Here is a 24,844-nt window from a genome sequence, read left to right as displayed (position 1 = left end):
CGGGGGGCGGGGTTGGACGGAGCACTCACCGGCTCGCGCCCGTCGGTGTTGCCTTGACGGAATCGAGCAGCGCGGCCAACGGTTGGTTGGCGGCGGTCGGGATCCGGTGCAACAGGGTTGCGACGACCTCGGCGGCACGGTCGGCGATGATTTCGCCGGTGCCGAGTTGGAAGTCGACTTCGAGATGCGCGCTTACCTCGTCGGCTACCTCGATGGCGAGGGTCAACGGGTAAGGCGCGATGCCGCTGGAGATCGAGCGATACTCGACGGACACACCGTCGGGAACCGGGATTCCACGCATGGGCGAGTTTCGGACCGAGCCGAGGATCTCGACGACCGGGAACCGTCCACCGCTGGTGCGCAACGCGGTGAGGATGGTGCCGAAGTCGACGTCGGCGTGGGACATCGATGCATAGATCGAGGCCAGCGCCGCACGCATCGCCGCGTCGACGGTGTCGGACGGGTCGAAGGTGAATCGGATCGGAATGATGTTGCCGCAGTAGCCGACTCGGTCCGGGGTCTGGCCCGGTTGCCGGTTGTCGGCGGGGACGACGAGAACGTGGTCGGTGGCGCCGGTGAGCGCGGTGACCGTGAGGGCGATCAGCCCGACGAGCGCCGCATTGCCGGTTCCGCCGACGGACGGCGCGAAGGCGGTGAACGCCACCAGGTCGTCGGGGTCGAGGTCGGTGCGCAGTTGCTGTCCCGGCGCCTCGTCCAACGGGGCGAGCCAGCTCTGCTCGGCGGTCGTCGCGGGGAGTTCACCCGAGAGCGGGAACCGCACGTCGTCGGCGGCCCACGTGGTCCGCGCGTAGTCGACGGCCAGTTGCGCACTGGTCGGCTCGGGGGCGGTCGACGGCGCCGCGTCGGGATCGCCGGTCCACCCGCCGGCCAGGATCGAACCGAGCAGCAGCGGCCAGGACGTGTCGTCGACGGCCAGGTGGTGGAAGCTCAGCACGACGGGCACACGGCCGTCGGAACCCGCGGCGAAGACCCGGGCGCGCAGCGGCACTTCGCGCGTAAGGTCGAACGGGGTGCGGGCGAGCGCAGCGGCGGTCCGCTCCGGGGTGATGCCGTCGCCGATCGGCCCCTTGCCCAGAGTCCAAAGCCCACCCGGCTCGGCCCAGCGCCCGATGGCCTTGGCGGGTTCGCGGCGCGGCTGCTCGTCGTCGTCGAGGGTGATCGTCGAGCCAAGGACCGCGGCGTTGGCGATGGTGCTCTCAATGCCGGCGATGACCCGTTCGGCGGTCGTCCCGGCGACGCTCAGCAGCAGGGTGATGTTGTGCGAGACCGAATCCGGATCCAGCTGGTGGATGCGCCACATGCGTCGCTCGGCAATGCCGAGGGCACCGAAGGGCCCAGTCGGCGGATTTGAGGGCCCACTCGACGAGATTGAGGGCCCAGTCGACGGATTTGAGGGCCCACTCGGCGGATTTGAGGGCCCACTCGACGAGATTGAGGGCCCAGTCGACGGATTTGAGGGCCCACTCGGCGACTTGCGCTGGGCCATCCGGCGGCGCAGCAGCTCCTGGCGAGCGGCACGGGTGTCGGTCATCGGGTTCCTCCGGTTCCGGCGGCGATCTGCTCGGCGGCCTGATCGCGCAGCACGGTCCAGTCGCTGACGATGGGGATGGTTTCGCCGCGCGCCCACAGCGGGAGCTGGTCTTGGAAGTGCGCCGCGCCCGGATCGCCGTCGACGCCCATCGGCACGATCCAGCGGCCACGATCACGCTCGGCCAGATCCCACACGTAGCGGGCAGCCGACCCGACGCGGCACTGGTCGTCGGCGCCGACGGCGCTGGCGTTGGCGAAGACGCACTCCGCGTCGCCACCGAGCGGGGCCCGATCGGGGCGGACCCGCGCCGAGAGCTCCGGGTGCAGCGGCGAGGCGCCCAGCAGGTCGAAGCCGTGGATCGGGGCGAAACGGTGGTGCTCGCCCCACGTCGTGGCCGAGTCACCGCCGTCGGTCGCCTCGGCGACCGCGGTCAGTCCGGCCGCGACAATCGCGCTCACGTCGACGCCGAGGCCGGCCACCCGCTCGAGGATCCCGCCGAGTGCGGCGGCGATTCGCGGATGGGGGACGAACCACGGGTCAAACACGGGCGAGAAGCCGTGCGGCACAAAGAGTCCCGCCAGCGCGGGGTCGGCGGCGACCAGCCGGACCACCTGGGTGCGCAGCGCGGCGTAGAGGTAGGCGTCGGTGCTGTCGGCGGCCATCTCCCGGTCCCAGGCCAGCAGCCGCGACCGCACGCGGTCCGCGGCGCCGGACAATCCGGTCAGCGGTGCGAGACGCTCCAGCAGCGCGGCTGCCTCGTCGAGACGGGTGTCGGCGTGGATGGCGGTGCAGTCCTCGACCGACACCTGCTCGTTGGTGCCGAGGAGCTCGCCGATCCGGTCCGCGCGCCCCGACCCGACCGCCTCGGTGGTGACCGGTTGCAGCGGCGGGCAGTCGGCGATGCGCTGGTTGGCGATGACCGCGATGTCCTCGACGGCGCCGTCGAAGCCCTCATCGGCGACCGAGGCGGTGTGATAGCCGGCCCATCGGTAGCGGTCGTCCCACCCGGGTACGGGCAACCAGTAGTTCTCCGAGGCCCGGCGCGGCATGGCGCCGACGACCTGCTCGTGCACCGCACCCGAGGTATCGGCGATGACGACCCGGTTCACCGGCTCCGACCACGAGTCGAAGGCCTCCTCGACGTCGGCGATCGATCCGGCGAACAGCAGGTCGAGCACCGCGTCGAACCCGAATCCTTCAGCGTCGGCCAACATCGGGCTGCGCAGGCTCAGCGCGTAACCCTCCTCCGGCCCGCCGAGGATGACCGGCCCGTTGTCGGTCACGACGATCTCGACCTGCGCGTCCGCCCCGCCGCGAACCGCGATGGACTCGGTCCACGCCTGGGCCGCAGCGGGCCCGTCGGGGGTGGCGGCCACAACGCGGTCGCCGTCGCGGGTCAGCCGCTCGCGGTAGACGTCCTGGTAGTCGCCCATCGCGTTGGTGATCGCCCAGGCCACCGACTCGGCATGGGCGAAGTGCGGCAGGCCCGGGACGCCGGCAAAAGCGAAGCCGACGACGTCGAACTCGGGGCAGCCCAACTGGTACTGCAGGTAGATGCCCGGGAGTTCGAGGAAGCGGTGCGGGTCGCCGGCGATCAACGCGGAACCGGTCGAGGTGCGGGCGGCGGTAACGCCCCACGCGTTGCTGCCCGACAGTGCATCACCCACCGGGCCGGCCGGTCCCGGATCCGATGGGCCCGCCGGGGCCAGGTCGGCGAGGAGTTCGGCGAGGAAGTCCTCGTCGGGCAGGTCCGGCAGATCGGCGGACAGGTCGCCGCCCTCCATGTCGAAGAAGGTGAGGCCGTCCCGACCGAAGGCCCGGGCGGCCTGGATGCGCCACAGTTTGGTGGTGAACCGGCCGAACAGAATGTGGTGCATGAGGAAGACGCTGATCGGCGTCCACGGCTGCCACGGCTGGGGCCGGTGGTCGAGCTCCTCGAGTTCGGGGGCGGTGGCCGAATCCAGTGCGCTGTTCACGCCGGCGACATAGGCGTCGAGCAGGGTGCGCGTCCGCTGCGAGGACCGCTCGTAGACCGAGCGCGCCGACCGGTCCATGCCGGAACGACGGGCGAAGCGATCCCATTCGACGGCGATCGGCCCGAACGCCTCGGCGGTCCGGCCTTCGGCGCGCAACCGCAGGTATTCGATCTGCCAGGCGCGGTCCTGGGCACACGTCCGGCCCTGGCCGAACAGCACTCCCGTCGGCGTCGACGCCCAGACGTGCGGGATGCCCCACTCGTCGCGCACCGTCTCGTGCTCGTAGTCGGTCGTGTTCATCGGGCACCTGCCGTCGTCGCGGGGAGTTCGTCTCGGGTCGCGGTGGCGAAGCGGCCCGCGATCGGGTTGGCCAGCTCGTGACCGGCGGCGACCATCGACGAATAGGGGATCTCGTGGTCGGCCATCCGGCGCCGGTTGCGCAGCTGCAGCTGGTTGAGATGGATGGCGCCGAAGGCCGGCGCGAACAGGTTCCACCGGGCGAACCGGTCGGCCAACTCGGGGTGTTGCGCCTGCAGGGCGTTCACGCTCGCGGCCACCTCCCACCAGAAGTCGTCGTCGGCGATAAGGCCGTGGCCGTGCAGCAGCGCGGCCAACGGGCGGAAGAAGTCGTCGAAGACGTCGGAGAGGATGCCGAGGTTGCGGGCCTCGTCCGACTCGGTGGACCGGGCCCGGGCGCATTCGGGCGGCAGGTCCTCGCTCTCGCCGAGGATGAACACCTCCTCGCCGATGTCCTTGAGGATGACCCGTTGCGGCACACCGTCTTTCATCGCGAGGATCAGATTCTCGCCGTGCGGGGAGAACTTGAGCTCGTGCGCGAAGAGCAGGTAGGTGATCGGGTGGAGATAGGCGTCGAGGTAGCGGCGCAGCCACTCGCGGGGCGCCAGGCCGGAGCGCTCGATGAGGGCGCCAACGAGAGGCGCGCCGGCGTGGTCGACATGCAGCAGCGACGCCATGGTGGCGAGTTCCTCACCGTCGCGCATCAGGCGCACCGGCGACTCCCGCCAGAGGGCGGCGAGCAGTTTGCGGTACTCCGAGCCGGGCTCGGTGGCCGTGTTGAACGAGGGGTTCCGGTAGCCGATCGCCGCGACCTCGTAGAGGACCTCGAAACCGATCTCGCGCAGGTACTCGTCGTCGCCGATGCGGCTGCGGACCCAGTCGTTGATGAGCGGGGTGGTGCTCATGTAGTCCGCCGACATGCCGCGGGTGAAGCCCATGTTGGTGATCGACAGCGACACCTTGGTGTAGTTGCGCGTCGGGTCGGTGCGGTTGAACAGGGTGCGGATCGACTGCTGCGGCTGGTACTCGTCGTCGGATTCACCGAGTTCGACGATTCGGCGCGAGGCGATCTCCGACGCGTAGAGGCGCGCCGCCTGGTTGGCCCACTGCCAGGGGTGGGCGGGCAGGTACCGGTAGTCGGCCGGGTCGAGGCCCTGCTCGACGAGGATCCGGTCGAAGCGCGCGCGCTGGTCGGCGCCGAGTTCGCCCTCGATGAGCGAGTCATAGTCGAGATCGGCCATCGACGAGAAGGCCACATCGTCGGCCCAGACCGCGAGCCAGGTCAGTCGCATCCGCGACCCGAACTCGGGCGCATAGCGCGCCAAGTCGTCGACGCTGAACCCGATCCGACCGGCGTTGGCGATGAAACACGGGTGCCCCTCGGTCATCGCCGCCTCGATCGCCTGGAAGGCGGTCACCGGATCGGCGGCGCCGTTCACCAGTTCGGCGGCCGGTACCCGCGACGACGCGGGCCGCGCGGCCCCGAGCGCCAGGGTGTTGATCAGTTCCTCGAGGTAGGAGGAAAGGTCGTCGCCGGGATCAATGCGGTCACCGTCGTCGACCCGCAGGCCCAGCGTCGACGCGAAATCGACGACGAGGGCGACCGGATCGATCGGAAAGCCGGCCCCGTCGACGCTGCGCCGCAGGCTCGCCTCGTCGAGGCACCACGAGTCGAGGGCCAGGATCTCGGCGTCGAAGGTGTATTCGGTCTTCCCGTCGTCGGAGCGCACCGCGTAGCCGCGGATCCCGTCGCCGTGGTCGACGGTGACGGTCGGGGCGAGGACCTGTTCGTGGCACAGTTCGGCCAGGATCTTGCGGGCCAGCCGCAGGCGGTAGTCCTCCCAGGCCTCGCGGACCTGCTCGACGTCGGCATTCATCGGAGTCGTCATCGGGCGATCAGGCCATCGTCTCGTCGGCCGGCGCGTCATCGTCGAGATCGGCCAATCGGGCGCCGTTGTCGGTGAGTCGGACGAAATCCTCGCGCGTGCAGTAGCTCAGCCGGGCGGTCTTGTTGCCCACCGGGTAATCGCCGGCAACGGTGAATCCGACCGCGGCGTTGAGCCGCTGGACGTGGCCGTTGCGCACATCGGGCTCGACGACGACGCGCCGGGCGCCCAACTCGAGGAAGGCGGTGCGCATGATGTACAGCATCACCTCGCCGGTGAACCCGGAGATCGGTGCGTCGGTCGGCGCGACCAGCAGGTGCATACCGATGTCGCCGTCGGCGTGGACATAGCCCGTCGTCGGGTCGGCCAGCTCGCTGACGGTCGGGTCGTACAGCTCGAACAGGAACTGCGGCACGGTCTCCACCAACCCCAGACGCATGCCGTAGGGCTCACCGGTGGCGGCGTCGCGGATCATCGCCGCGACCTGCTCCGGCGTGGCGGTGAGCATCTCCCAGTACTTGGACTTCGGGTGCGTCAGCCACTCGTGGATGATCGGCGTGTGGACGTCCGGGTCCATGGTGATGGACGAAAGTCGTTCGGCCAGAACGGGTTCGGTGTCAGCATCGAGTTCGGCGGCCACTTCGTCGTCGGACAGCGCCATCACCTCGAGGTAGTCGGCGGCGGCCAGTTCGGCGTCGGCGCCGCCCAACTCGACCACGCGCTGCGCCAGGTCGGCGACGGTGCGCCGGGTGAACACATCGGCCACCGACAGCGCCGGCACGCCCAACCACTCGCGGATCTGGGCCACGAACCGGGTCGCGGTGACCGAGTCGCCGCCCAACGCGAGGAAGTCGTCGTGGACCCCGATGGCGCCGACCGCGATACCGGCCGATCCGGCGCCCAACACGTCGGCGAGGACGTCGACGAGGACCTCTTCAACCGGGGTGCGCGGCGCGGTGGTTCCGGCCGCGTCGTCGGGGGCGGCCAGCTCGGCGACCTTCTTGCGGTCGTACTTCCCGTTGCCGGTCAGCGGCAGTTCGTCCAAGACGACGATCGACCGGGGAATCATGTGCTCGGGCAGGTCCACCGCGAGCGCCGCGCGCAGGTCGTCGCCGGTCACCGCATCGGCGGTGGGCTGCAACGCCACGGCGCTGCGCAGGTCGCGTCCGTCGGACCAGGCCACCGCCCCGGCCACCGTCGACTGGCGCAGCAGCGCCGCCTCGACCTCGCCGAGTTCGATGCGGTAGCCGCGCACCTTGACCAGGTGGTCGGCGCGGCCGAGGAAGTCCAGGAAGCCGCCGGGCAGGTAGCGCAGCATGTCTCCGGTGCGGTACCAGCGCTGGCCGTCGTAGTCGACGAACCGGTCGGCGGTCCGCTCGGAATCGCCCCGGTAGCCGGCCGCGACACCGGCACCGCCGATCCACAGTTCGCCGGGAACCCGGTCGGGCCGATCCCGGCCGCGCTCGTCGACGACGCGGCAGCGCACCCCGGCGAGCGGGACGCCGTAGGGCACGAAGGTCGCGCCGTCAGGCAAGTCGTCGGCGGCACAGTAGGTGGAGTGGATGGCGGTCTCGGTGGTGCCGCCCAACCCGGCCACCCGACAGTGCGGGGAGTGCTCGGCGACGCGGCGCAGCAGCGAGACGTCGACCTTGTCGCCGCCCATGATGACTTCGCGCACGCTTGGCGCGAGCGGGCCCAGGTCGAGGATCATGCCGAGGATCGACGGCACGCAGTTGAGCACGGTGACTCGGTGCTCGCCCAGGAGCCGGACCCAATCGTCGACCTTGGTCGCGGCGTCGTCCCCGGGCACCACGACCGCGCCGCCGACCGACAGCAGCGCGAACACGTCGAAGACCGACAGGTCGAACTCCAACGAGGACACCATGAGGCTGCGGTCCTGCTCGCCCAACCGGAGCCGGTCGACGAGGTCGGTGAGGGTCGCGACGGCCGCGCGGTGCGGCAGCTCGACACCCTTGGGCAGCCCGGTCGAGCCGGAGGTGAACAGCACGTAGGCGAGGTCGTCACCGGTGACCGCGACCTGCTCGGCCGGGTCGTGGCGGACCGCCTCGGCGAGGTCGAGGACGGCGGCATCGGTCCCGGACCACTCACCGGGACGGTCGGTCAGCACGGCCTTCGGCTCGGCGACGCTGATGATCCGCTCGCGGCGGGCGGCCGGTTGGGTCGGGGCGATCGGGACGTACGCACCACCGGCGATGAGGACGCCGAGTGCGGCGACGACCTGGGCGCCGCTCTTGGGGAGGTTGACGATGACGGTGTCCCCGCGCGTCACGCCGGCCTTGGCGAGGGCACCGGCGACGCGGTAGGCCTCGTCGGCGAGTTCGGCGTGGGTCCAGGTGCGGTCGTCGGTGATGACGGCCGGGGCGTCGGCGCGGGCCCCGGCCCGGGCCAGGTAGTGCCCGTGCAGGGTGCCGTCGAAGACGTCGGTGGCCGGCAGCGGTTGTTCGACGGCCAGGCGCTCGGCGCGGGTCGCCGCGTCGACCGGATCGGGGGCCGGCGCATCCCACTCACCGGCGACGAGCTGGTCGAGGACCCGCACGTAGTAGGCGAACATCGCCTCGGCCACGCCGCGCGGCAGTTCCGACACCCGGACATCCCAGTTGAGCAGCAGGCCGCGGCCGGCACCCGGCTCACTGACTTCGGTCACCTGCGCGTCCAGCAGCACCTGCGGGCCCTGCGAGACGATCCACGACGGCGCCCCGAATTCTTGCGCCACGGAGGCGGAGAAGAGTTCGCCGAGTCCGAGCGCGCTGGTGAAGACGATCGGCGACACGACCGGCTCGCCGTGGTGGCGGCTCAGTTCGCGCAGCACGTCGAGCCCGCCGAAGGAGCCGTGTGCGGCGGCCTCGTGCATCTCCTGGCGCAGTTGCCCCGCCCGCTGCGCGAGCGTGGCCGTCTCGGTCAGGTCGACAGGGATCAGGATCGACGACGTGAAGTCGCCGACGACGTTCTCGAGGTCGGGGTGCTCGCCCCGCGGATCGGCGCTGTCGCGGTCGAACATCGGCACAGTGAGCAGGAAGCGCGGCGTCGCGGAGTGGGTGCCGATCGCCTCGGCGAAGGCTGCCGCGACCGCGGCGGCCGGGGTCACCCCGCGGCTGCGCGCGTGCGCCTCGAGGCGCTGCCAATCATCGGCGCCGATGCGGTGGTGCAGCCGCACGGTCCGGGCCCCGTGGCCCTCGCCGGTCCCTTTCTGCTCGGCCCCGGCTGCCGGGAGTTCCGGCGCTCCGGGCAGATCGACGATGCGCTCGCGCCACCACTCGATGTCGGCCTCGCGGGCCGGGCGGGAGGTGCGCGTGGCACTCAGCTCGCGATAGGTGCTGGTGATGGGGGCGAGTTCCTCACCGCGGTAGAGGCGGGAAAGATCGTCGACGAGGACGCGGTAGCTCATCGCATCGGCGGCGAGCATGTCGACGTCGAGGTGCATCCGGCTGCGGCCGCCGGGCAGCAGGGTCAGTTCGGCCCGGAACATTCCGCCGTCCTCGACCGGCAGCATCCGGTGGGTGTTGCCGTCGCGGTAGGCGGTCAACGCGGTGTCGATCTCCTCGACGGTCGCCTGGCGCAGGTCGCGGATCTCGCAGATCTGCGGGTGCGCGTCGCCGATCACCTGCGTGCCGTCGGGCAGCACACGGGCCCGCAGCATCGGGTGGCGTTGCGCCAGCGCTTCGACCGCCCGGCTGAACCGGTCGCTGTCCACGGCCTCGCCGTCGAACTCGATGTAGAGGTGGGCGGCGACGCCGCCGAGCGCATGGCTGTCCGAACGCCCCACCCAGTACGCGTGCTGCATCGGCGCGAGCGGGAAAGCCTCGGAGTCGGTGTCGGCGGCGGCCGGATCGTCGACGTCGTCGATCGGCTCCGACTCCCCCGCCCCGGCGACGCCGAGCAGATCCGCCCACGCGTCGAGCCGGGGCTGCTCGGCCAGCCGTGCGAAGTCGACGTCATGGCCGCGCTTGCGCCACTGGCCGGCCAACCGCATCATCCGCAGCGAGTCCAGGCCGTGCATCACCAGGTCGCTGTCCTGCGCCAGCGATTCGGGCGCCACGCCCAGCATCGCGGCGACCTCAGCCCGGACGTCATGCGCCGTCACGGCTTCGGAACTGGCAACCGACATGAGAAATACCTCGCTTAAGCAGGGATGGAAGGGGGTGGGATCAGGACTTCGCCGACGCCGGTTCGGCGTCGAGTTGGGCACGCAACGCCTTTTTGTCGACCTTGCCGATGGCGGTCAGCGGCAGCGACGACACCAGGCGCACCTCGTCGGGGAGCTTGAAGGCCGCCAGGCCGCGATCGGCCAGGAAGGAGCGCAGCTCCGCCAACGGCAGCGGTTGGCCCGGGGCGTGCTCGTGCGAGGCCACGACCAGCGCGCAGATCCGCTCGCCGAGGCTGGCGTCGGGGACCCCGATCACCGCGGCCTGCCGCACCGACGGGTGGGCGACGAGGTTCTCCTCGACGTCGTCGGCGGCGACGTTCTCGCCGGCGCGCACGATGGTGTCCTTGATGCGGCCGGTGACCACGAGATGCCCGGAGGGCAGGCGGCGGACGCGGTCGCCGGAGCGGTAGAAGCCGTCGGGGGTGAACGAGAGGGAGGCCTGTCCCCCGGTGGTCGACTCGGCCCGGTAGTAGCCGCGGATCGTGTACGGGCCGCGGACGAGGAGCTCGCCGTCGGTGCCGTCGGGCACGTCGTCACCGTTCTCGTCGACGATGCGCACCTCGTCGAACTCCGACATCGGACTGCCCTGGACCTGCTGCACGAGGTCGCGCGGGTCGTCGAGGCGGGTGTAGCAGATCAGGCCCTCGGCCATGCCGAACACCTGCTGGGTGATCGGGCCGAGCGCGGCGTCGAGCGCTTCGGCGTCGGCCTGCGCCAACTTGGATCCGCCCACCTGCAGCAGCCGCAGCGACGAGATGTCTGCCGGCTCCCACTCGGTGGCCGCACACCACACCTGGGCCAGGGCCGGAACGAGCGCGGTGATCGTGACCCGGTGCTTCTCGATCAGGTCGAAGGCCGCGTCCGGGCTCGGGTTGTCGGTGAACACCGCGTGCGCACCGGCCGACCACACGCCCAGCACGCCGGGGCAGCAGAGCGGGAAGTTGTGCGCCGCCGGCAGTGCGGCCAGGTAGGTGTCGGCCCGGGTGAGGCCGGTGACGCGGACCGACTGGTGCGCGTTGAGCAGGTAGTCGTTGTGGGTGCGGGCGATCAGCTTCGGCAGGCCCGTGGTGCCGCCGGAGACCAGCAGCAGCGCAGGCAGGTCGGGATCGGTGGGGCCGGGTAGCTCGACGGTGTCCGGGTCGGCATCGGGCAGCGCCGCGAACGCCCCCGGGTCGCCGTCGATGAAGACGTGCTCGACGCCGGGGACCCGCTGCTGGAGTTCGGTGGCGAGCTCGCGGTAGTCGTAGCCGCGGCGGCCGTCCTCGGTGAGGTAGGCGACCGCGTCGGCGCCGGCAGCGAGGTGGGCGATCTCGGCGATGCGGTGCGCCGGCAGGGTCATGACCGGCACCAGTCCGGCGCGCAACAGGCCGAGCAGAGTGATGGCGAATTGGACAGAGTTGTTCTGTTGCAGCACCACGCGCTGGCCCGGGCGCAGACCGGCGGCGACGAAGCCGGCGGCCCGCGCGCGCACCGCGTCGGTGAACTGGGCGTAGGTCAGTGTTCCGGTCGCGTCGGTGACGGCGGGAGCGGCGGGTGTGGACGTCGCGGCCTTCTCGATGATCTGCCAGAGCGCACGATTGGCGAATAGTCCCGCCTCCCCGTAGCGCTGCTGGGCCGGCGCCGGATGCGGGGTGAACCCCTCGGCCAGGTCGGTGAACAGGGCGGTCTGCGTCGAGGTTGTCACGTCGGCCTCAGTTCGCATCAACGAGTTCGGCAGCGGAGTGGCGCCGGATTTTGCCTGACGGCGTTTTGGGTAGTTCTCCCTTTCCGATCAGCGTCACCGCCGTGACCGAGACGCCCACCGTGTCGAACACAGCCCGGGCCACCTCGTCGTGGATTCGATCGGCCTGCGCCTTGTCGTCGGCGAGCTCTGATTCGGCAACTACGGCAATCCCCTCGCGACCGTCGAGGCGTCGGTAGGAAATGGCGGCGGCATTGCCGGGGCGGACACCGTCGACACTGCAGGCAGCACGCTCGATGACGGTCGGGGACAGGTTGCGACCGGAGACGATGATGACGTCCTTCTTGCGACCAGTCACTACGACCTCTCCATCGGTGGTGACATAACCCAAATCGCCGGTGTCGAGCCAGCCGTTCGCGTCCACTGCGGACACGAAACCCTCCTCCGACTTGAGGTAGCGCTTGGTGACGGCAGCGCCGCGGACCAGAATCGTGCCGATGTGGTCAGCGGGCAACTCGGCGCCGGAGTCATCGACAATTCTGAGCTCTAGGCCCAGTACCGGACGACCCAGCCGCACATGCGTGCGCGTCGACTCCTCGACGCGCCGGACCACCCCCGTGGATTCGACAGCATCCGTATCGATCGTGTCGATCGTGTAGCGCCGAGAGGGGGAGTCGAAGGACACCGCCAGGGTTGTCTCGGCCATGCCGTAGCAGGGCATCATCGCTTGCGGACGCAGCCCGAAGCGGGCGCCCTCGGCAAGAAACAGATCGAGCGAGTTCTCATCGATAGGCTCAGCCCCGTTGATGATGACCCGCAGGCTCGAAAGGTCGTAGGTGCCTTCGGGCGCACGGCGCAGACGTTTCGCCAGAACCGAGTACGCGAAGTTCGGTGCGGCCGTGGCGGTACCGCCAAAGCGGGTAATCAACTCCGCCCACGACTGCGGCTTACGCAGGAAGGCCAGCGGGGTAGTGACCACCGCGACTACGTTCTCCAGCATCGGTAGAATCATCAGGCCGATCATCCCCATGTCGTGGTAGAGCGGCAGCCAACTGACAGCAACGTCATAGCCCGACGCGTCGAGCGCGTCGATCATCGCCCTCTGGTTTTGCTCCACATTGCCGAAGGTGATCTCGACGGCCTTAGGGGTGCCGGTGCTGCCGGAGGTGAGTTGCAGGATGGCGGTGTCCCCACCATCGATGTCAACCAGCGGCACCTCGTCGTGGCCATGCAGCTCGGCGACCGAGACCACCGTGGCATCGAGGTTGAGGTCGCCAACACCAGCCAGCGCCGAGACAAAGGGTTCGCCGATGACGACGGCGGCCGCATCAAGCATGGTGATGACTTCGCGCGTCTCGTCGAGCCAGACCTGCAGGTCGGTGCGCGGGGTGGGCTGGTGCAGCATGGTGAAGGAGGCGCCGCGCATCCAGATTGCCTGGACCAGATCGGCGACGTCGCCTGGGTCGCCCGCGAGGATGGCGACCGCGTCGCCTTTGCCAACCCCCGCGTGCGCCAATCCGGCGGCGAGTTCGCGGGCGGATTCCCGGACCTGCGCCCAGGTTCGGAACCGAAGCTCAGCCGGGTCGTCGCCGCTGTGCAAGCCGGTGATGGTCGACGGTGAGCTCGCCAGCCACGTCTGGACGAGAGTACTCATTTGGATGAACCTCCACGTTTGTCATTCATTTGGCCGAGCATTGCAGTGCTTTGATGGGTTAAGTTTGAGGGTTTGCACGGAGTGCACCACGGTAAGGTTAGGTATACCTTGCAGATGCATGGATCGTCTACTACGGTTGCGGTGACTCTCGCCACGGCTCGGATGGCAGATCCGGCGTCTTTCCCTATAACCAGAGTTCAGGAGAATTTGTGTCCGACCAGGTCGAAACCACGCTCAAAGAAATCCTCACCGAGGACCTCGACATCGCCGAAAACGAGGTGTCCGGCACGTCGCGTCTCGTTGAAGACCTCGGCCTCGATTCGGTCGCCCTGGCGATCGGCGTGGTCGCCATCGAGGAGCGTTTAGGCGTGAAACTCACCGAGCGCGAGATGCTCGAGACCAAGTCGGTCGATGATCTCGTCGCCCTCGTCCGCTCGCGCATGGCCACGGTCTGATCCGATGAGCGACGCCGCGATCGAATTCGGCCCCCAGGACCACACCTACCTCCATCTCGACACCCACAGCAGCCCCATGCACTGGGCCATGCTGCTGAAACTGGGCGACGGGGCGGGGCTGGATCTGGCTGCCGTCCGAGAGCGGGTCGCACAGCGCGCCGAGCGATATGACCTGTTCCGCACCGGGATTATCGGCGGCCGCTGGCGTCGGCCCCGGGTGGTTCAGGTCGACGAGATCGACCCAGCCGCACAGGTTGCCGCCGCGTCGTATGTCGATGACGCCGAACTCCACGCACAGATCGGCACCCTCATGGGCACCCATCTCGAGCGCGGTCGACCGTTCTGGCACCTGACGCTATTCACCCCAGCAGACTCGATGGCCAGCGGCGGCCAATACCTGCTGCTCCGGGTGCACCACAGCCTGTCCGACGGCATCGCCGGCGCCGCGTTCTCCGCGTTGCTGGCCGACGCCGACGACGATGGTCTGGCCGAGTTCGACCGCTTCGCGACCAGCCCGCGCTTCCACATCAGTGGCATCGATCCCGAGGCGCTGGCCACCGCCAAGGCCTCTTTCGGCACCGCCTGGGAAGCCGGCAAGGAGGCCCGCCAGTGGCCCAAGCTGACCAACGCTGGCAAACGAGAAGCGGTGTGGCACAGCGTTTCCACCCGTGATCTGCGGCGCGCCGCGAAACGCGAGGGCGCGTCGGTGCATGAGTTCCTGCTTGCCGCTGTCGGCGCTGCGGTCAGTACGGTCCCGCCGGCCGACGCATCGTCGAATATCCGCGTCACCCTCCCCGTGACGCTGGACAAGGATTTCCGCCACACCGGCAACGCGGTCGCGGTGTCGCTGCTGAACCTGGCCGGCAACCGAAACTCCATCGCCGATCAGCTGCCGGCGATCCACGCGCAGCTCGAGACGATCGAGGCCGAAAGGCCCGAGCTCTACCTCGCCGCCGCCGACGATGCCCCCCGCGCGCCGTGGCCCATCTTCCGTCTGCTGTCGGGGATGTCGATGAAGCGGATGTCGCCGGATATCCACGTCGGCGTCAACCCCGGCTTCACCCGGGTCCGCACCGTGCTCGGCGCCCCGATCGAGGACCTCACCGCGCTGTCGCCGTTGGTCGGCTACTCCTTCTCGGTGACCATCCTGATCCTGGGTACCCGCACCAGCTTCGGCGTCGTCTACGACGGGGAAGCGCTGCCGGGTTACGGCCCGCGTTTCGTCGAGGCCTTCGATGCCGTGCTGAGTGGGGCTTCGAGCACCGTCTAGGCGTCCTCCCCCGTGAGGTTGCGTATGCGGCCTGAGGGGACTTGGCCACCGATCCCGGTGTGGGTCGGTGGTGGTTGGAGTGGTGGAGCGATGCGGTGTAGGCGGCTTTTCGTTTGGCTTCGCCGGCGTAGGTTTCGCGTAGGACCATTCGGCGGCCAGGGTCCGGTTGAAGCGTTCGAAGAGGCAGCTGAGCTGCAGGATTCTCCCTTGTGCTCGAATAGGTGTTCGAGTAGGATGGGGGCATGACCACCCTCGCAGCGATCGCCAAGCCCGGCGGCGGATTCGATCTGCCGATCGATCTGGCCGGGGCCGTTGACGCCGCCGAACGGGAAGCGGCGATGGCGCCACTGGTCTTCGCCGACGACACTGATGATCCGGGCCCCGATCATGCCGACGCCCACCTGAACAACCCCGATTCCGACCTGTGGCAGGACCGCGCCCACGCCCTGGACGCCGCGATGGCGGTCACCGTCGGCGAACCCGCCTGGACCATCGACGTCTTAGGTGATGCGGCCAAAGCCGCCGCCATGATCGCCTGGGCCGAATACCGCGAGATCGGGGCCATGCACACCCACCTGACCCGCACCGGCAAACCCGAACCCTCCCCACGCGGGGTCCGCCTCCTCGACATCGACACCCAATGCGCCGCCCGCATCGCCATGAGTCAAGGCCTGACCCAACGCCAAGGCGAACACTGGCTCCAGGACGCCATCGCCATGCGCGACCGCCTCCCCCGCGTGGGCCGGCAACTACGCGACGGACACCTGTCCCCACGCCAATTCCGGCTCATCATCACCCGCACCGAACTCATCGACGACCACGACTGGGCACCAGCCATCGACACCGCCATCGCCGACATCCTCGCCCGCCACACCCCCGGCAGCTGGTCCACCCGACGATTGGCCGACATGGTCGACCGCATCATCTTCCGCCACGACCCCGACGCCGTACGACGCCGCCACGACAAAGCCAACCACGACCGCTGCACCTGGATCCTGCCCGGCACCGACGGCATGAGCTCCCTGGGCGCCACCATGACCGCCGAAAACGCCGCCATCGCCTACACCGCCATCCTCGACCTCGCCGCACACACCTGCCCCCACGACACCCGCACCTCCGACGCCCGCAACAGCGACGCCCTCTACGCCCTGATCACCGGCACCCCGTTTGACTGCGACTGCCATCGCGAGGACTGCACCGCCACCATCCCCGACCCCACCACCCTGGCCACCTGGATCCGCGACCACCAGAACACCGCCATCACCAACGGGCGCATCCTGGTCCACGTCATCGCCAACCACACCACCCTGGCCGGCCACGACGACGAACCCGCCTACCTCAACGGCCACGGCATCATCTCCGCCGCCCACCTCCGCAACATCACCCACCGCAACGACACCACCATCCGACCCCTCAACCCCACCGCAGGCACGGTGTCGCTACCGACGCACCTCCCGTCCGACCCCTACCGGCCCTCCGCCGCCCTCGACACCTTCATCCGCATCCGCGACGGCTACTGCACCACTCCCGGCTGCAACCAACCCGCCTGGACCTGCGACATCGACCACACCACCGAATTCGACCACCACCACCCCCACCTCGGCGGCCAAACCACCCCCGACAACCTCACCACCAAATGCCGCCTGCACCACCGACTCAAAACCTTCGGCACCGGCTGGCTCGACGACCACTACCGCACCCGCACCGGCCACCTCACACACGAAACCGTCACCCCGGAAGACATCCACCTCCCCGGACCCGCCGAAACCAACACCACCCTGTTCCCCACACTCGACACCATCACCTGGCACCAACCACCACCACCAACCAAACCGAGCAACCCGAAACACCACCGCCCCCACGACCGCACCAAAACCAAACACGCCCGCCGCCGAGCCGAACGCGAAGCCAACCGAAAACAACGCCTCGCCAACGAGCAAGCCGGCGGCGACCCGCCGTTCTAAAACGCCTGGTTCTTAAAACGCCTGGAAGTGCGGGTCGGTCTCGAGCGCGTGGCGCATGCTCCACTCGAGCTCGCCGATATCCGTCCCCGCCGACTCATGTCCGATGAGCAGCAGCATGGCCATGCCGGCGAAGCGGTCGGCGTGGTCGGCGTCGACTCCCAGATCACGCAGGTAGCGGGCCACGGCGTCGCGGCGCACTCGGTCCACCTGGCGCAGGGCCGCGCGGACCTCGGGATCACCGGCCGCCCACACGCGGATCGCCGCCTCTGATCGGTGCGGCAAGGAGAGTGCGACGTTGATGAGTGCGTCGATCCGCTCGTGCGGCGAGGGGTGCGTGTCGAGCCGGGCGACGAGCCGATCGGTCGCGGCGTCGCGCCAGTGCTCGATCAGCGCCGCCTCGAACTCCTTCCAGTTGCGGAAGGAGTGGTAGAAGGCGCCGGTGGTCAACCCCGTCTCGGCACACACCGCCGCTTGTTTGAAGCCCGCATAGCCATCGCGCCCCAGTACGACCATCCCGGCGTCGAGGAATCGCCGGCGCAGGGGCGATTCCTGCGCGCTCTCGCCGTCGACGGTCATGGGGCAGATTGTGCCAGTTCTGCCAAACCGGCGCCCAGCTTCCGTAAGTTCACTTATGCTCGGATCACTCGAGGAAAGGCAGCCCCCATGTTTCGCTGGAACCGCAACCGCGGACTCGACCCGGAAACCGACTACGTGGAGATCTACCGCAATGTCGCGCAGTACGACTTTCCCTGGGACTTCACCCAGTCATTGAGCTTCGCCCTGTTCCGCACCTACGCGGTACCGAGCATCGGGCGCCTCCTCTCCGACAGCGGCGGGTTCGACGACACCCAGAAGCGCTACGACGACACCGCGCTGCTGCTGGAACGGCCGGTCACCTGCGGCTTCGCGTCGGCGGAGAGCAAGTCCGCCATCCGCCGCATCAACCAGATGCACCGCGCCTACGACATCAGCAACGATGACATGCGCTACGTGCTGGCGACCTTCGTCGTCGTCCCGAAGCGCTGGATCGACGACTACGGTTGGCGGCCGCTGACCTACGACGAGGTCGCCGCATCGGTGAACTACTACCGCGAACTCGGCCGGCACATGAACATCAAGGACGTGCCGACCACCTATCAGGGTTTCGCCGAATTGATGGACGACTACGAAGCGCAGCACTTCGCCTACGACGAGGGCGGGCGCCGGGTCGCCGACATGACCCTGCACCTGTTGACCACCTTCTATCCGCGACCGTTGCGCCCGGCCATGAAGGTGTTCTCCCGCGCCCTCATGGATGCCCCGCTCATCGAGGCCTTCCACTTCTCCGAGCCGCCGAAGCTGATCCGAGCCGCCGCACTCGCCGCGATGCGGGCCCGCGCCGCGTTCGTGCGCCTGCTGCCGCCGCGGGTCCGGCCCAAGTACATCGAGGGAAGCCGCCGCATCAAAACCTATGGGCCCGACGAGGTGGTCACCGAGCGCCTCGGAACTTTCCCGAGCGGTTGTCCGGTAGACCACTCCGCGCGGGAGCGGGCACTGGCATGATGACGATCGACCACGATCCGCCGACGAGAGTCGCCGACACCTAGGAGCCCTTGTGAGCCGGAGCCCTTGGTGAACCGACTCGCCGCCCTGTCCGCCTGCACCGCGGCGTTAGCCGTCCTCGGCGTCGTCGGGCCGCAAACACCAGCCGCGTCGGCCCGCCCGTCGGGGCCAAAGGCCTGCGTCCCCCTGATCGGGACCAACCAGCTCATCCCGCCGCTGCCCGGCATCGTGACCCCTCTGCCCGGGGACAAAAGCCCGGCCGTGTTCACCGTCCTACCCCCGGCGCGCTCGCAGTCCTCCCTTCCGCGTGCCGTCCACCTGCGCGACGGCACCGTGGGCTTCAACAGCTTCCTCGAGACGGCGCTGCGGCGCGGCTCGATCTATGTGCGCCCGCGCCATTCGGTGGGCGTGTGGCGCAAGGTGCCCACGCCGGGGTGCCTGGACGGCCACGTCGTCGGCGTCTCGGTGAACAACAACATGCTCGTTGCGCTCGACCGCGACGGTTGGATCTACTCGTTGGACAACCTGTTGGCCGCCCCCGTCACCTGGAATTGGACGCGGCTCTATGGCGCACCCATCTGGCTCTGGCCCGGCCTGACTGTTCCCAACGACCCGCACAATGCGCGGAAGTGGTCGTTGAGCCACCGGATCTCGCGGCGGTTCACCGATCCGGCCGGCAACACCCACCACCTGACCGCCGGTCTGGTCCAGGTGGTCGCCCTTACCGGCGGCGGTTCGCGGATCGTCTTCCTCGACCCGTGGCTGCCGGCCGACTACAGCTACGAAATCGGCGGACCAGTCGGCGGGCGGTTCATCTCCGAGGCGGTCTCGACGTCGGGTTCGGTCACCTTTGTGACCAACCGCCACGGCGACATGTACACGCGCGCATACGATTTGGACTTCGCCGGGTCCAACAACATTCCGCACCGCTACACCTGGCAGCGCCACAACATCAAGCGCGCCCAAGCGCCGTCGCAGTTGGAGGAGCGCTTCAACCCGGGCTTCACCCCGGTCGCCTTGCCGGCGAAGGATTGGCACCACCAACCGAAGGTCCCCGGCGAGGTGACCTCTCGAATCTCCATCCACGACTCCGGCCCGGCCGTCGAGGACCGCGAGCTGCGGGTGGAGGGCCGACGCAACGGGGCGACCGGCTTCTGGCACAAGTCGCTCTACGCGACGGCCTGGCGCTTCACCCCCACCGGCGACCGGTTGGCCCGACCGATCCTCGACGCCGACCCGTCGACCGATCAGTCGTCGCTGACGCTGGCCCCGCCGACCGGGGTCCACTTCGCCGGCGCACTGCCCGACGGATGGCGGCTCTCGGCAACCGACTTCGACTGGGCCCAGACCCGGCACCCGATGGTGCTGAAGTCACCGTCGGGCCGGACCTACCCGGTCACCCTCGCCACCACCGACGGCCTTCGCTTCGTTCCGCGTGGCCCCGGGCTCGACGCGCAGCCGCGTTCGATGGACGGTGCCCTCGACGTCCGCGAGGCCAAGCCGTGGGCGACGGACTCGGGCGAGTTGCGCCGCTTTGTGAAACAGCATCTGCAGGGCAGGGACATCTTCGAGGTCGGGGTGCAGGTCAGCAGCCGATCCCTGGTCATCTCACCCGCCGGAATCCTGCAGCCGCCACTGGCCACGCTGACCCGGCGGTAACCGATCAGCGCTGCACGGCTTTGGCGACGCTGATACACCGGGTGATCCAGTCGCGCTCGCCGTCGTCGAGCGAACGGTTCATACGCGCGGCGTCCTGGACCGCCCAATGCACGTTGAGGACCATCCGGATCACCACCCACTCGCGGGCGCGGTCCTCGTCGAGCATCGCGGCGTTGACGACGGTGTCGAATCGACGGCGAATCGACGGGGCGAGGTAGCCGACCATCTCCTCCCATCGGTTCCACAATAGCGGCGCAACCTCGAAATGCGGGTCGCCGGACAACGGCTGCGGGTCGATGGCCAGCCACGGCGAGCGCTCGGCGGCGAGAACGTTCTCATAGTGGAGGTCGCCGTGGATGATCCGCCCGTCGCAGGCCGGGTCGGCGGTGAAGTCGCGCCCGTGCGCCAGCGCCCGATCGATCAGCCGCCGCGGCACCGGCATGTGTGAGGCATCGGCCGCCATCGCGTCGAGCCAGCCGCGCAGCGCGTCGCTCAACCGGCGCAGCCGCGGGGGCGCCGGGCGGTGCAGGCGCGAATACAGTTGCGCGACAACCTCACACGCGTACAGATCCCACTCGTCGCTCAGATCACGGGTGGTGAGCCGTTCGAGCAATAGCGCCCGGCGAGCCGGATCGGCGCGGAAGAGCCGGACCGCTCCGTCGCCGGCCCAGTATTGCAGCGCCAGATGCTCCTGCTCGGTGTCGACCGAGCCGTCGAAGCCGACTTTGAGGACCGCCTCGCCGCCATCGTCGGTGCGGACCGGGACGACGATCGAGGCATAGCCGTGCATCGGTTCCCCGACCGCGACGAGCCGCCACTCGCCGAGCAGGGCGTCGGTGCGCGCCGACAGGCCGTCGAGCCAGCGCGCCCAGTCGGCGCCCAATCGCCGCTGGGCGTCGAGCTCGGCGGGAATCCGCATTTCACCACCGTAGGGGACGACCCGCCAGCACGGTCCGCTAGCCTGGTCAGCACCGGGAAGCGTGGCAGAGCGGCCGAATGCACTCGCCTTGAAAGCGAGCGTGGGTAAAACCACCGGGGGTTCAAATCCCTCCGCTTCCGCAGACTGGGACCAGATGCTCAGCGTGCCAGAGCCTCGATCTCGCGGGCGATATTCGCGCGGGCGGTCGCTTCCCACAACTGTTGCGCCGGCGGTGACACGTAGAGGTGCTCGCGGGTGAGAAACTCGGCCAGCAGCTCGCGACGCTTGCGCCGATACAGGGGTCGGGGCACCCGGCGGAATTCCTCGCCGACGTTCGCGGCGTACTCGTCGTATCGGTGCGCATCCGCACCGAGGACGGCCAGATCGGCGTCGGAGAGGGCGATGCCGTTTCGGTCACCGGGCGCGGGCTGATGTGTCCGGGTAAGTTCGACGAGGCGCGCCACCTCATCGCGGTCGTCGTCATCGACCAGCAGCTCGCGGGCCAGGTTCGCCGATGCCTCCTCGTTGTCGGGGCGCAGCGGGCGGTACACCGCATCGTGGAACCACGCGGCCAAGACCGTCGGCCGCGCGTCGAAGTCCAAGCCGGCTTCCGACAACGTCGCAAGCCCCGCCACGACCTCGTCGAGATGACGCTGATCGTGGTGGCGACGGTGCGGCTCGTTCCACCGTCGGAGGAGTTCGGTTCGAAGCACCGGCGCGATCTCGACGACGTCCATGGACTGAAGCTAGCCCCGGTCGGACAGCGCCACCACCGATTGTCGTCGGGCTCGCTCATCGCACTGTGATCGCCAGTTGGTCCAGACGGGTGATCTCGGCGCGTTGCGGTTGATCCCCAGCGCGAGACTGTGGTTCATTCCTGCATGTCGGGGACAGGAATACGAGTCGCCGGCGATCGACACAGGGGGCACGAGTGGCACACATCGACTTGTACGCGGCGTTCGGACTGGACCGATCGGCGAGCAGTCCGAACCTTGCCGCCCGACTCGCAACGACGCTGGCGGCGACCGATCCGTCGAACACCGCGCTGCACGAGCAGATCCACACCGCGCAGGCGATCCTCGGCGACCCGGCCAAGCGCGCCGCTTACGACGCACGACTTGCCGATCCGACCGGACCCGAGATCGACACCGCCGTGCTCGCACAGCTCGCGGGTCCCGCCCCGGCACAGTCCCCGTCCGGGCTGCCCGTTCCCGGCTGGGCACTCGCAGCGATCGCCGTCGCCGTGGTCATCGCGCTGGGCGTCGTCGGGGCGTTCGTTTTCGGCGGTCGCCACTCGGACGACACCGCGAAGCCGGCGGCCTCCAGCAGCACCGAGCAGGGGGCCTCCTCGTCGACGCCGTCGGGTGCGCCGCCGAGCGCTGCCGCATCCGCCCCCGTCGAAGACGCCTATCCGGGAGCCGGCGGTCCGCGTCCGACCGGTGCGATCCCGCTGCCGACCTATGTCAGCAGATACGGCAAAGTTCTGTCCGCACACCTGCTGACGCCCACGGGCGGCATCGGCTGCGACTTCCAGGCGGCCGACTCCGACGGCCGCCAGGGCCAGTGCGGCGTGCTCAGCTACAACAAGTCGTCGAGCCCGCTGGGATGCGTGAACCGGGTCGGCACCTGCAAGGGCAAATGGCTGTTGCCGCTCCGACACGACCGGGTCGGCGACCCGACGGACAGCTCTGGCACGACCGGCTGGATGAACCAGCCCGCCAATGACGGCTACCGGGTTCCGCGCGTGGCCTACGGCAAGCAGTACTACTTCCAGAACTGGGTTTGCGCGTCGGAGTTCCACGGGCTGACCTGCTGGAACACCACGACCGGCTCGGGGGTGTTCCTCTCAAAGCAGAAAGTCGAGCGCTTCGACGGCCCGGGCAAAGCGGCGCCGACGACCAGCGCGGGTGGCGCCGTCGTCCTGGGATCGATGCCTCCCAACGGCAAGGGCTACGGGCAGGAGCGGCCGACGACGGTCTACACCGGCGGCGTCGGCCGGGCCCGCGTCACGGACATCACCTGGACCAGCTGGGGCGGCGAGCGCGCCGAGGGAACCGGCACCGGCGTCTGGTTGCGGGAGGACCGGGTCGGGACCGAGCAGGAGGTGCCCGCCACGATCGTCGCCTGGGACATCGGAACCTGCAACGGCAAGCGCGCCTATCGAAAAATCACCTGGTACTTCCCGAGTAAGGGCGAGAACTTCGACTCGCGAAGCCACATGAAGGCCTGCTGGTCCTGACCTGGCGATTCTCCCGCCTGAACTGGGAAAACACGCCCATGTGCCGCCTGAGGATTATCCGTGGAATCGGTCACGGAACGGTGCAAGCGATGTACCCCTCCACCCACGACACCTGGGGCATCCCCAGCGAGACCTTTCTGTGGCTCTACCTTTCCGGACTCTGGGCCCCACCCGTCGACAAACCGGACCGACGACGGTGGTGGCGGCGTCGGTGACCACGGCGATCGGCGCCGGACTCGACACCAGAATGAGACGATATGTATGATCCGTCTCAATCCTTGAGGAGGTCGTCGTGTCCACCAGCCTGTCACCCGAAACGTCCGCCGACGCCGTGTCGGCCACAGCCAACGGCGGCTTCCCGTCGGCCGTCACCTACGACGCGGCGCTCGGCCGCCCGTGGCTCAACCGGGTGCGCGGCCTGTCCCGGCGGCTCACCGGCACCGACCTTTTCCCCGAACCCGAGCACCTGGCGACCTTCGCCGAGGAGATGTTCGCCACCGACGCCGTCGCCGAGCGCTTCGTCGGCGAGGTGTACGGCAGCCTCGGCGGCGAGCAGGCGCGCGCCCTTCTCGACGAGGCGCTGACCAACGGCATCGACAGTCTCGACAACCCGCCCCCGGCGATGGTCGAGCTGTTCGCCGAGTTCGAGGAGGTCCCCGGCTGGGTGGACCCGGATCTGATCGCCCAGGGCGAGCAGATCTGGCGCCGCTGGGGCACCGCCCTGTTCAGCGTCGCCGGCGGCGAGACGCTGGAGATGTACACCGAGGCGGCGGTCGCCAAGCCGCTGTCCCTGGCCGGCGGGTACGCCGGAGACAACGCCCTGCGCCGGTTCCTGGAGACCGCGAAGTTCTGGATCGACACCTCGCAGCCCGGCGCCCTGCTCACCCCGGGTTCGGCCGGACGGGCGACGGCGATGCGCGTACGGGTGATGCACGTGTGGGTCCGCCGGACGGTTGCCGAGCACCCCGAATGGGACCGGGAACGCTGGGGCGCACCGATCAGCCAGTCCTACCAACTGCTCACCCTGATGGGCGGCAGCGTCGTTCCGGCGATGGCGCTGTGGCTCACCGGTATCCAGACCACCCCGCGCGAGATCCGCGCCCTGCTGCACTACCAGCGCTACCTTGGCCATCTGCTGGGCGTGCGGACGACCTGGTACCCGTCCACCATCAGCGAGGCCCTGCGGCTGCTGGCCTTCGTCAACCTCACCCGCAGCTACGACGCCGGAAAGGACGGCGCCGAGCTGATCGAATCCTTCCCCGCGGCATTCACCACCGACGACGCGACCGGCTTGGCCAAACTGCGCGGCAAGTACAACGCCGCCATGTACGCCGCCTACTCGAGCATCTACATGTTCCCGTGGACCCGCCGGAAGTACGACATGCCCAACCCGCTCCCCGGCATCGCCCTGATCCTCCTGCGCTACCCGCTCGTCTTCACCGTCGAGACCCTGCGCCGGATCTCTCCCGCCTTCTCCCGGTGGCACGAGAAGTTGATGTGCCGCCATCGCGAGAACTGGCACCGGATGCAGATGGCTGGGCGGTCGGCCGACTTCGCCCACGGCAAGGGTCTGCGCCGCTGAGTC

The 24,844-nt window shown here is 69.2% G+C and carries 16 protein-coding genes, 1 tRNA gene and 1 pseudogene; 8 read left to right on the top strand and 10 right to left on the bottom strand.

Going from position 1 to position 24,844, the window contains the following annotated elements:
• Positions 1-25: 25 nt before the first annotated feature.
• The 6 genes from nbrcactino_RS02105 to nbrcactino_RS02080 form a co-directional block, all read right to left on the bottom strand.
• On the bottom strand, positions 26-1,321 hold the full coding sequence (locus nbrcactino_RS02105) for an amino acid adenylation domain-containing protein (protein WP_161925862.1): 1,296 nt from the start codon (positions 1,319-1,321) through the stop codon (positions 26-28).
• A gap of 227 nt (positions 1,322-1,548) precedes the next feature.
• A complete protein-coding gene (locus nbrcactino_RS02100) occupies positions 1,549-3,828 on the bottom strand; it encodes a penicillin acylase family protein (protein ID WP_161925861.1) in 2,280 nt (759 codons plus the stop codon).
• Positions 3,825-5,714 (bottom strand): IucA/IucC family protein, encoded by a 1,890-nt coding sequence (locus nbrcactino_RS02095; RefSeq protein WP_161925860.1) that lies wholly within the window; start codon positions 5,712-5,714, stop codon positions 3,825-3,827. The genes nbrcactino_RS02100 and nbrcactino_RS02095 overlap by 4 nt, the downstream gene beginning before the upstream one ends.
• A gap of 7 nt (positions 5,715-5,721) precedes the next feature.
• Positions 5,722-9,837, bottom strand: a complete 4,116-nt coding sequence (locus tag nbrcactino_RS02090) for a non-ribosomal peptide synthetase (protein ID WP_161925859.1) — start codon at positions 9,835-9,837, stop codon at positions 5,722-5,724.
• A 40-nt stretch (positions 9,838-9,877) separates the two neighbouring features.
• Entirely contained in the window at positions 9,878-11,578 is a 1,701-nt protein-coding gene (locus nbrcactino_RS02085; protein WP_161925858.1) for a (2,3-dihydroxybenzoyl)adenylate synthase, read from the bottom strand.
• Entirely contained in the window at positions 11,568-13,211 is a 1,644-nt protein-coding gene (locus nbrcactino_RS02080; protein WP_161925857.1) for a long-chain-fatty-acid--CoA ligase, read from the bottom strand. The genes nbrcactino_RS02085 and nbrcactino_RS02080 overlap by 11 nt, the downstream gene beginning before the upstream one ends.
• Positions 13,212-13,420: 209 nt before the next feature.
• On the opposite strand from nbrcactino_RS02080, the gene nbrcactino_RS02075 reads away from it, so the two are divergent.
• Complete coding sequence (locus tag nbrcactino_RS02075) at positions 13,421-13,666, top strand: acyl carrier protein (RefSeq protein ID WP_161925856.1); 246 nt, start codon at positions 13,421-13,423, stop codon at positions 13,664-13,666.
• 4 nt (positions 13,667-13,670) lie between these two features.
• Complete coding sequence (locus nbrcactino_RS02070) at positions 13,671-14,936, top strand: wax ester/triacylglycerol synthase domain-containing protein (RefSeq protein WP_161925855.1); 1,266 nt, start codon at positions 13,671-13,673, stop codon at positions 14,934-14,936.
• Here the strand turns inward: nbrcactino_RS02070 and nbrcactino_RS17980 are convergent.
• Positions 14,933-15,113 (bottom strand): annotated as a pseudogene (locus nbrcactino_RS17980) (IS481 family transposase); the annotation flags it as partial. The gene nbrcactino_RS02070 and the pseudogene nbrcactino_RS17980 overlap by 4 nt on opposite strands.
• A gap of 65 nt (positions 15,114-15,178) precedes the next feature.
• Here nbrcactino_RS17980 and nbrcactino_RS02065 point away from each other — a divergent pair.
• Positions 15,179-16,900 (top strand): HNH endonuclease signature motif containing protein, encoded by a 1,722-nt coding sequence (locus nbrcactino_RS02065; RefSeq protein WP_161925854.1) that lies wholly within the window; start codon positions 15,179-15,181, stop codon positions 16,898-16,900.
• A gap of 12 nt (positions 16,901-16,912) precedes the next feature.
• Here the strand turns inward: nbrcactino_RS02065 and nbrcactino_RS02060 are convergent, their stop codons facing one another.
• A complete protein-coding gene (locus nbrcactino_RS02060) occupies positions 16,913-17,476 on the bottom strand; it encodes a TetR/AcrR family transcriptional regulator (protein WP_161925853.1) in 564 nt (187 codons plus the stop codon).
• An 87-nt stretch (positions 17,477-17,563) separates the two neighbouring features.
• On the opposite strand from nbrcactino_RS02060, the gene nbrcactino_RS02055 reads away from it, so the two are divergent.
• Positions 17,564-18,442 carry an oxygenase MpaB family protein gene (locus nbrcactino_RS02055; RefSeq protein WP_161925852.1) on the top strand — a complete coding sequence of 293 codons (879 nt, stop codon included), beginning with the start codon at positions 17,564-17,566 and terminating at the stop codon, positions 18,440-18,442.
• A 69-nt stretch (positions 18,443-18,511) separates the two neighbouring features.
• On the top strand, positions 18,512-20,101 hold the full coding sequence (locus nbrcactino_RS02050; protein WP_228460633.1) for a hypothetical protein: 1,590 nt from the start codon (positions 18,512-18,514) through the stop codon (positions 20,099-20,101).
• Positions 20,102-20,105: 4 nt separating this feature from the next.
• Here the strand turns inward: nbrcactino_RS02050 and nbrcactino_RS02045 are convergent, their stop codons facing one another.
• A complete protein-coding gene (locus tag nbrcactino_RS02045; RefSeq protein WP_161925850.1) occupies positions 20,106-21,020 on the bottom strand; it encodes an aminoglycoside phosphotransferase family protein in 915 nt (304 codons plus the stop codon).
• A gap of 55 nt (positions 21,021-21,075) precedes the next feature.
• On the opposite strand from nbrcactino_RS02045, the gene nbrcactino_RS02040 reads away from it, so the two are divergent.
• Positions 21,076-21,160, top strand: a tRNA-Ser gene (locus tag nbrcactino_RS02040).
• A gap of 18 nt (positions 21,161-21,178) precedes the next feature.
• Here the strand turns inward: nbrcactino_RS02040 and nbrcactino_RS02035 are convergent.
• The gene (locus tag nbrcactino_RS02035) at positions 21,179-21,757 is read right to left on the bottom strand and encodes an HD domain-containing protein (RefSeq protein ID WP_161925849.1); all 579 of its coding nucleotides are present in this window, start codon (positions 21,755-21,757) and stop codon (positions 21,179-21,181) included.
• 194 nt (positions 21,758-21,951) lie between these two features.
• Between nbrcactino_RS02035 and nbrcactino_RS02030 the strand changes: the two genes are divergently transcribed.
• Both nbrcactino_RS02030 and nbrcactino_RS02025 read left to right on the top strand, forming a co-directional pair.
• Entirely contained in the window at positions 21,952-23,259 is a 1,308-nt protein-coding gene (locus nbrcactino_RS02030; protein ID WP_161925848.1) for a J domain-containing protein, read from the top strand.
• A gap of 292 nt (positions 23,260-23,551) precedes the next feature.
• Positions 23,552-24,841 (top strand): oxygenase MpaB family protein, encoded by a 1,290-nt coding sequence (locus nbrcactino_RS02025; RefSeq protein ID WP_371864459.1) that lies wholly within the window; start codon positions 23,552-23,554, stop codon positions 24,839-24,841.
• The last annotated feature ends 3 nt before the right edge of the window (positions 24,842-24,844 follow it).

The sequence above is a fragment of the Gordonia crocea genome, from assembly GCF_009932435.1.
Taxonomy (GTDB): domain Bacteria; phylum Actinomycetota; class Actinomycetes; order Mycobacteriales; family Mycobacteriaceae; genus Gordonia; species Gordonia crocea.
The sequence above is the reverse complement of the archived record's forward strand: the minus strand, read 5'-3'. Positions and strand labels throughout refer to the sequence as shown.

Excerpts from the sequence above, each read along its gene's own strand:
- nbrcactino_RS02105 (WP_161925862.1), bottom strand. The coding sequence starts at position 1,321 with ATGTGGCGCATCCACCAGCTGGATCCGGATTCGGTCTCGCACAACATC.
- nbrcactino_RS02100 (WP_161925861.1), bottom strand. The coding sequence starts at position 3,828 with ATGAACACGACCGACTACGAGCACGAGACGGTGCGCGACGAGTGGGGC.
- nbrcactino_RS02095 (WP_161925860.1), bottom strand. The coding sequence starts at position 5,714 with ATGACGACTCCGATGAATGCCGACGTCGAGCAGGTCCGCGAGGCCTGG.
- nbrcactino_RS02090 (WP_161925859.1), bottom strand. The coding sequence starts at position 9,837 with ATGTCGGTTGCCAGTTCCGAAGCCGTGACGGCGCATGACGTCCGGGCT.
- nbrcactino_RS02085 (WP_161925858.1), bottom strand. The coding sequence starts at position 11,578 with ATGCGAACTGAGGCCGACGTGACAACCTCGACGCAGACCGCCCTGTTC.
- nbrcactino_RS02080 (WP_161925857.1), bottom strand. The coding sequence starts at position 13,211 with ATGAGTACTCTCGTCCAGACGTGGCTGGCGAGCTCACCGTCGACCATC.
- nbrcactino_RS02070 (WP_161925855.1), top strand. The coding sequence starts at position 13,671 with ATGAGCGACGCCGCGATCGAATTCGGCCCCCAGGACCACACCTACCTC.
- nbrcactino_RS02065 (WP_161925854.1), top strand. The coding sequence starts at position 15,179 with ATGACCACCCTCGCAGCGATCGCCAAGCCCGGCGGCGGATTCGATCTG.
- nbrcactino_RS02060 (WP_161925853.1), bottom strand. The coding sequence starts at position 17,476 with ATGACCGTCGACGGCGAGAGCGCGCAGGAATCGCCCCTGCGCCGGCGA.
- nbrcactino_RS02055 (WP_161925852.1), top strand. The coding sequence starts at position 17,564 with ATGTTTCGCTGGAACCGCAACCGCGGACTCGACCCGGAAACCGACTAC.
- nbrcactino_RS02045 (WP_161925850.1), bottom strand. The coding sequence starts at position 21,020 with ATGCGGATTCCCGCCGAGCTCGACGCCCAGCGGCGATTGGGCGCCGAC.
- nbrcactino_RS02035 (WP_161925849.1), bottom strand. The coding sequence starts at position 21,757 with ATGGACGTCGTCGAGATCGCGCCGGTGCTTCGAACCGAACTCCTCCGA.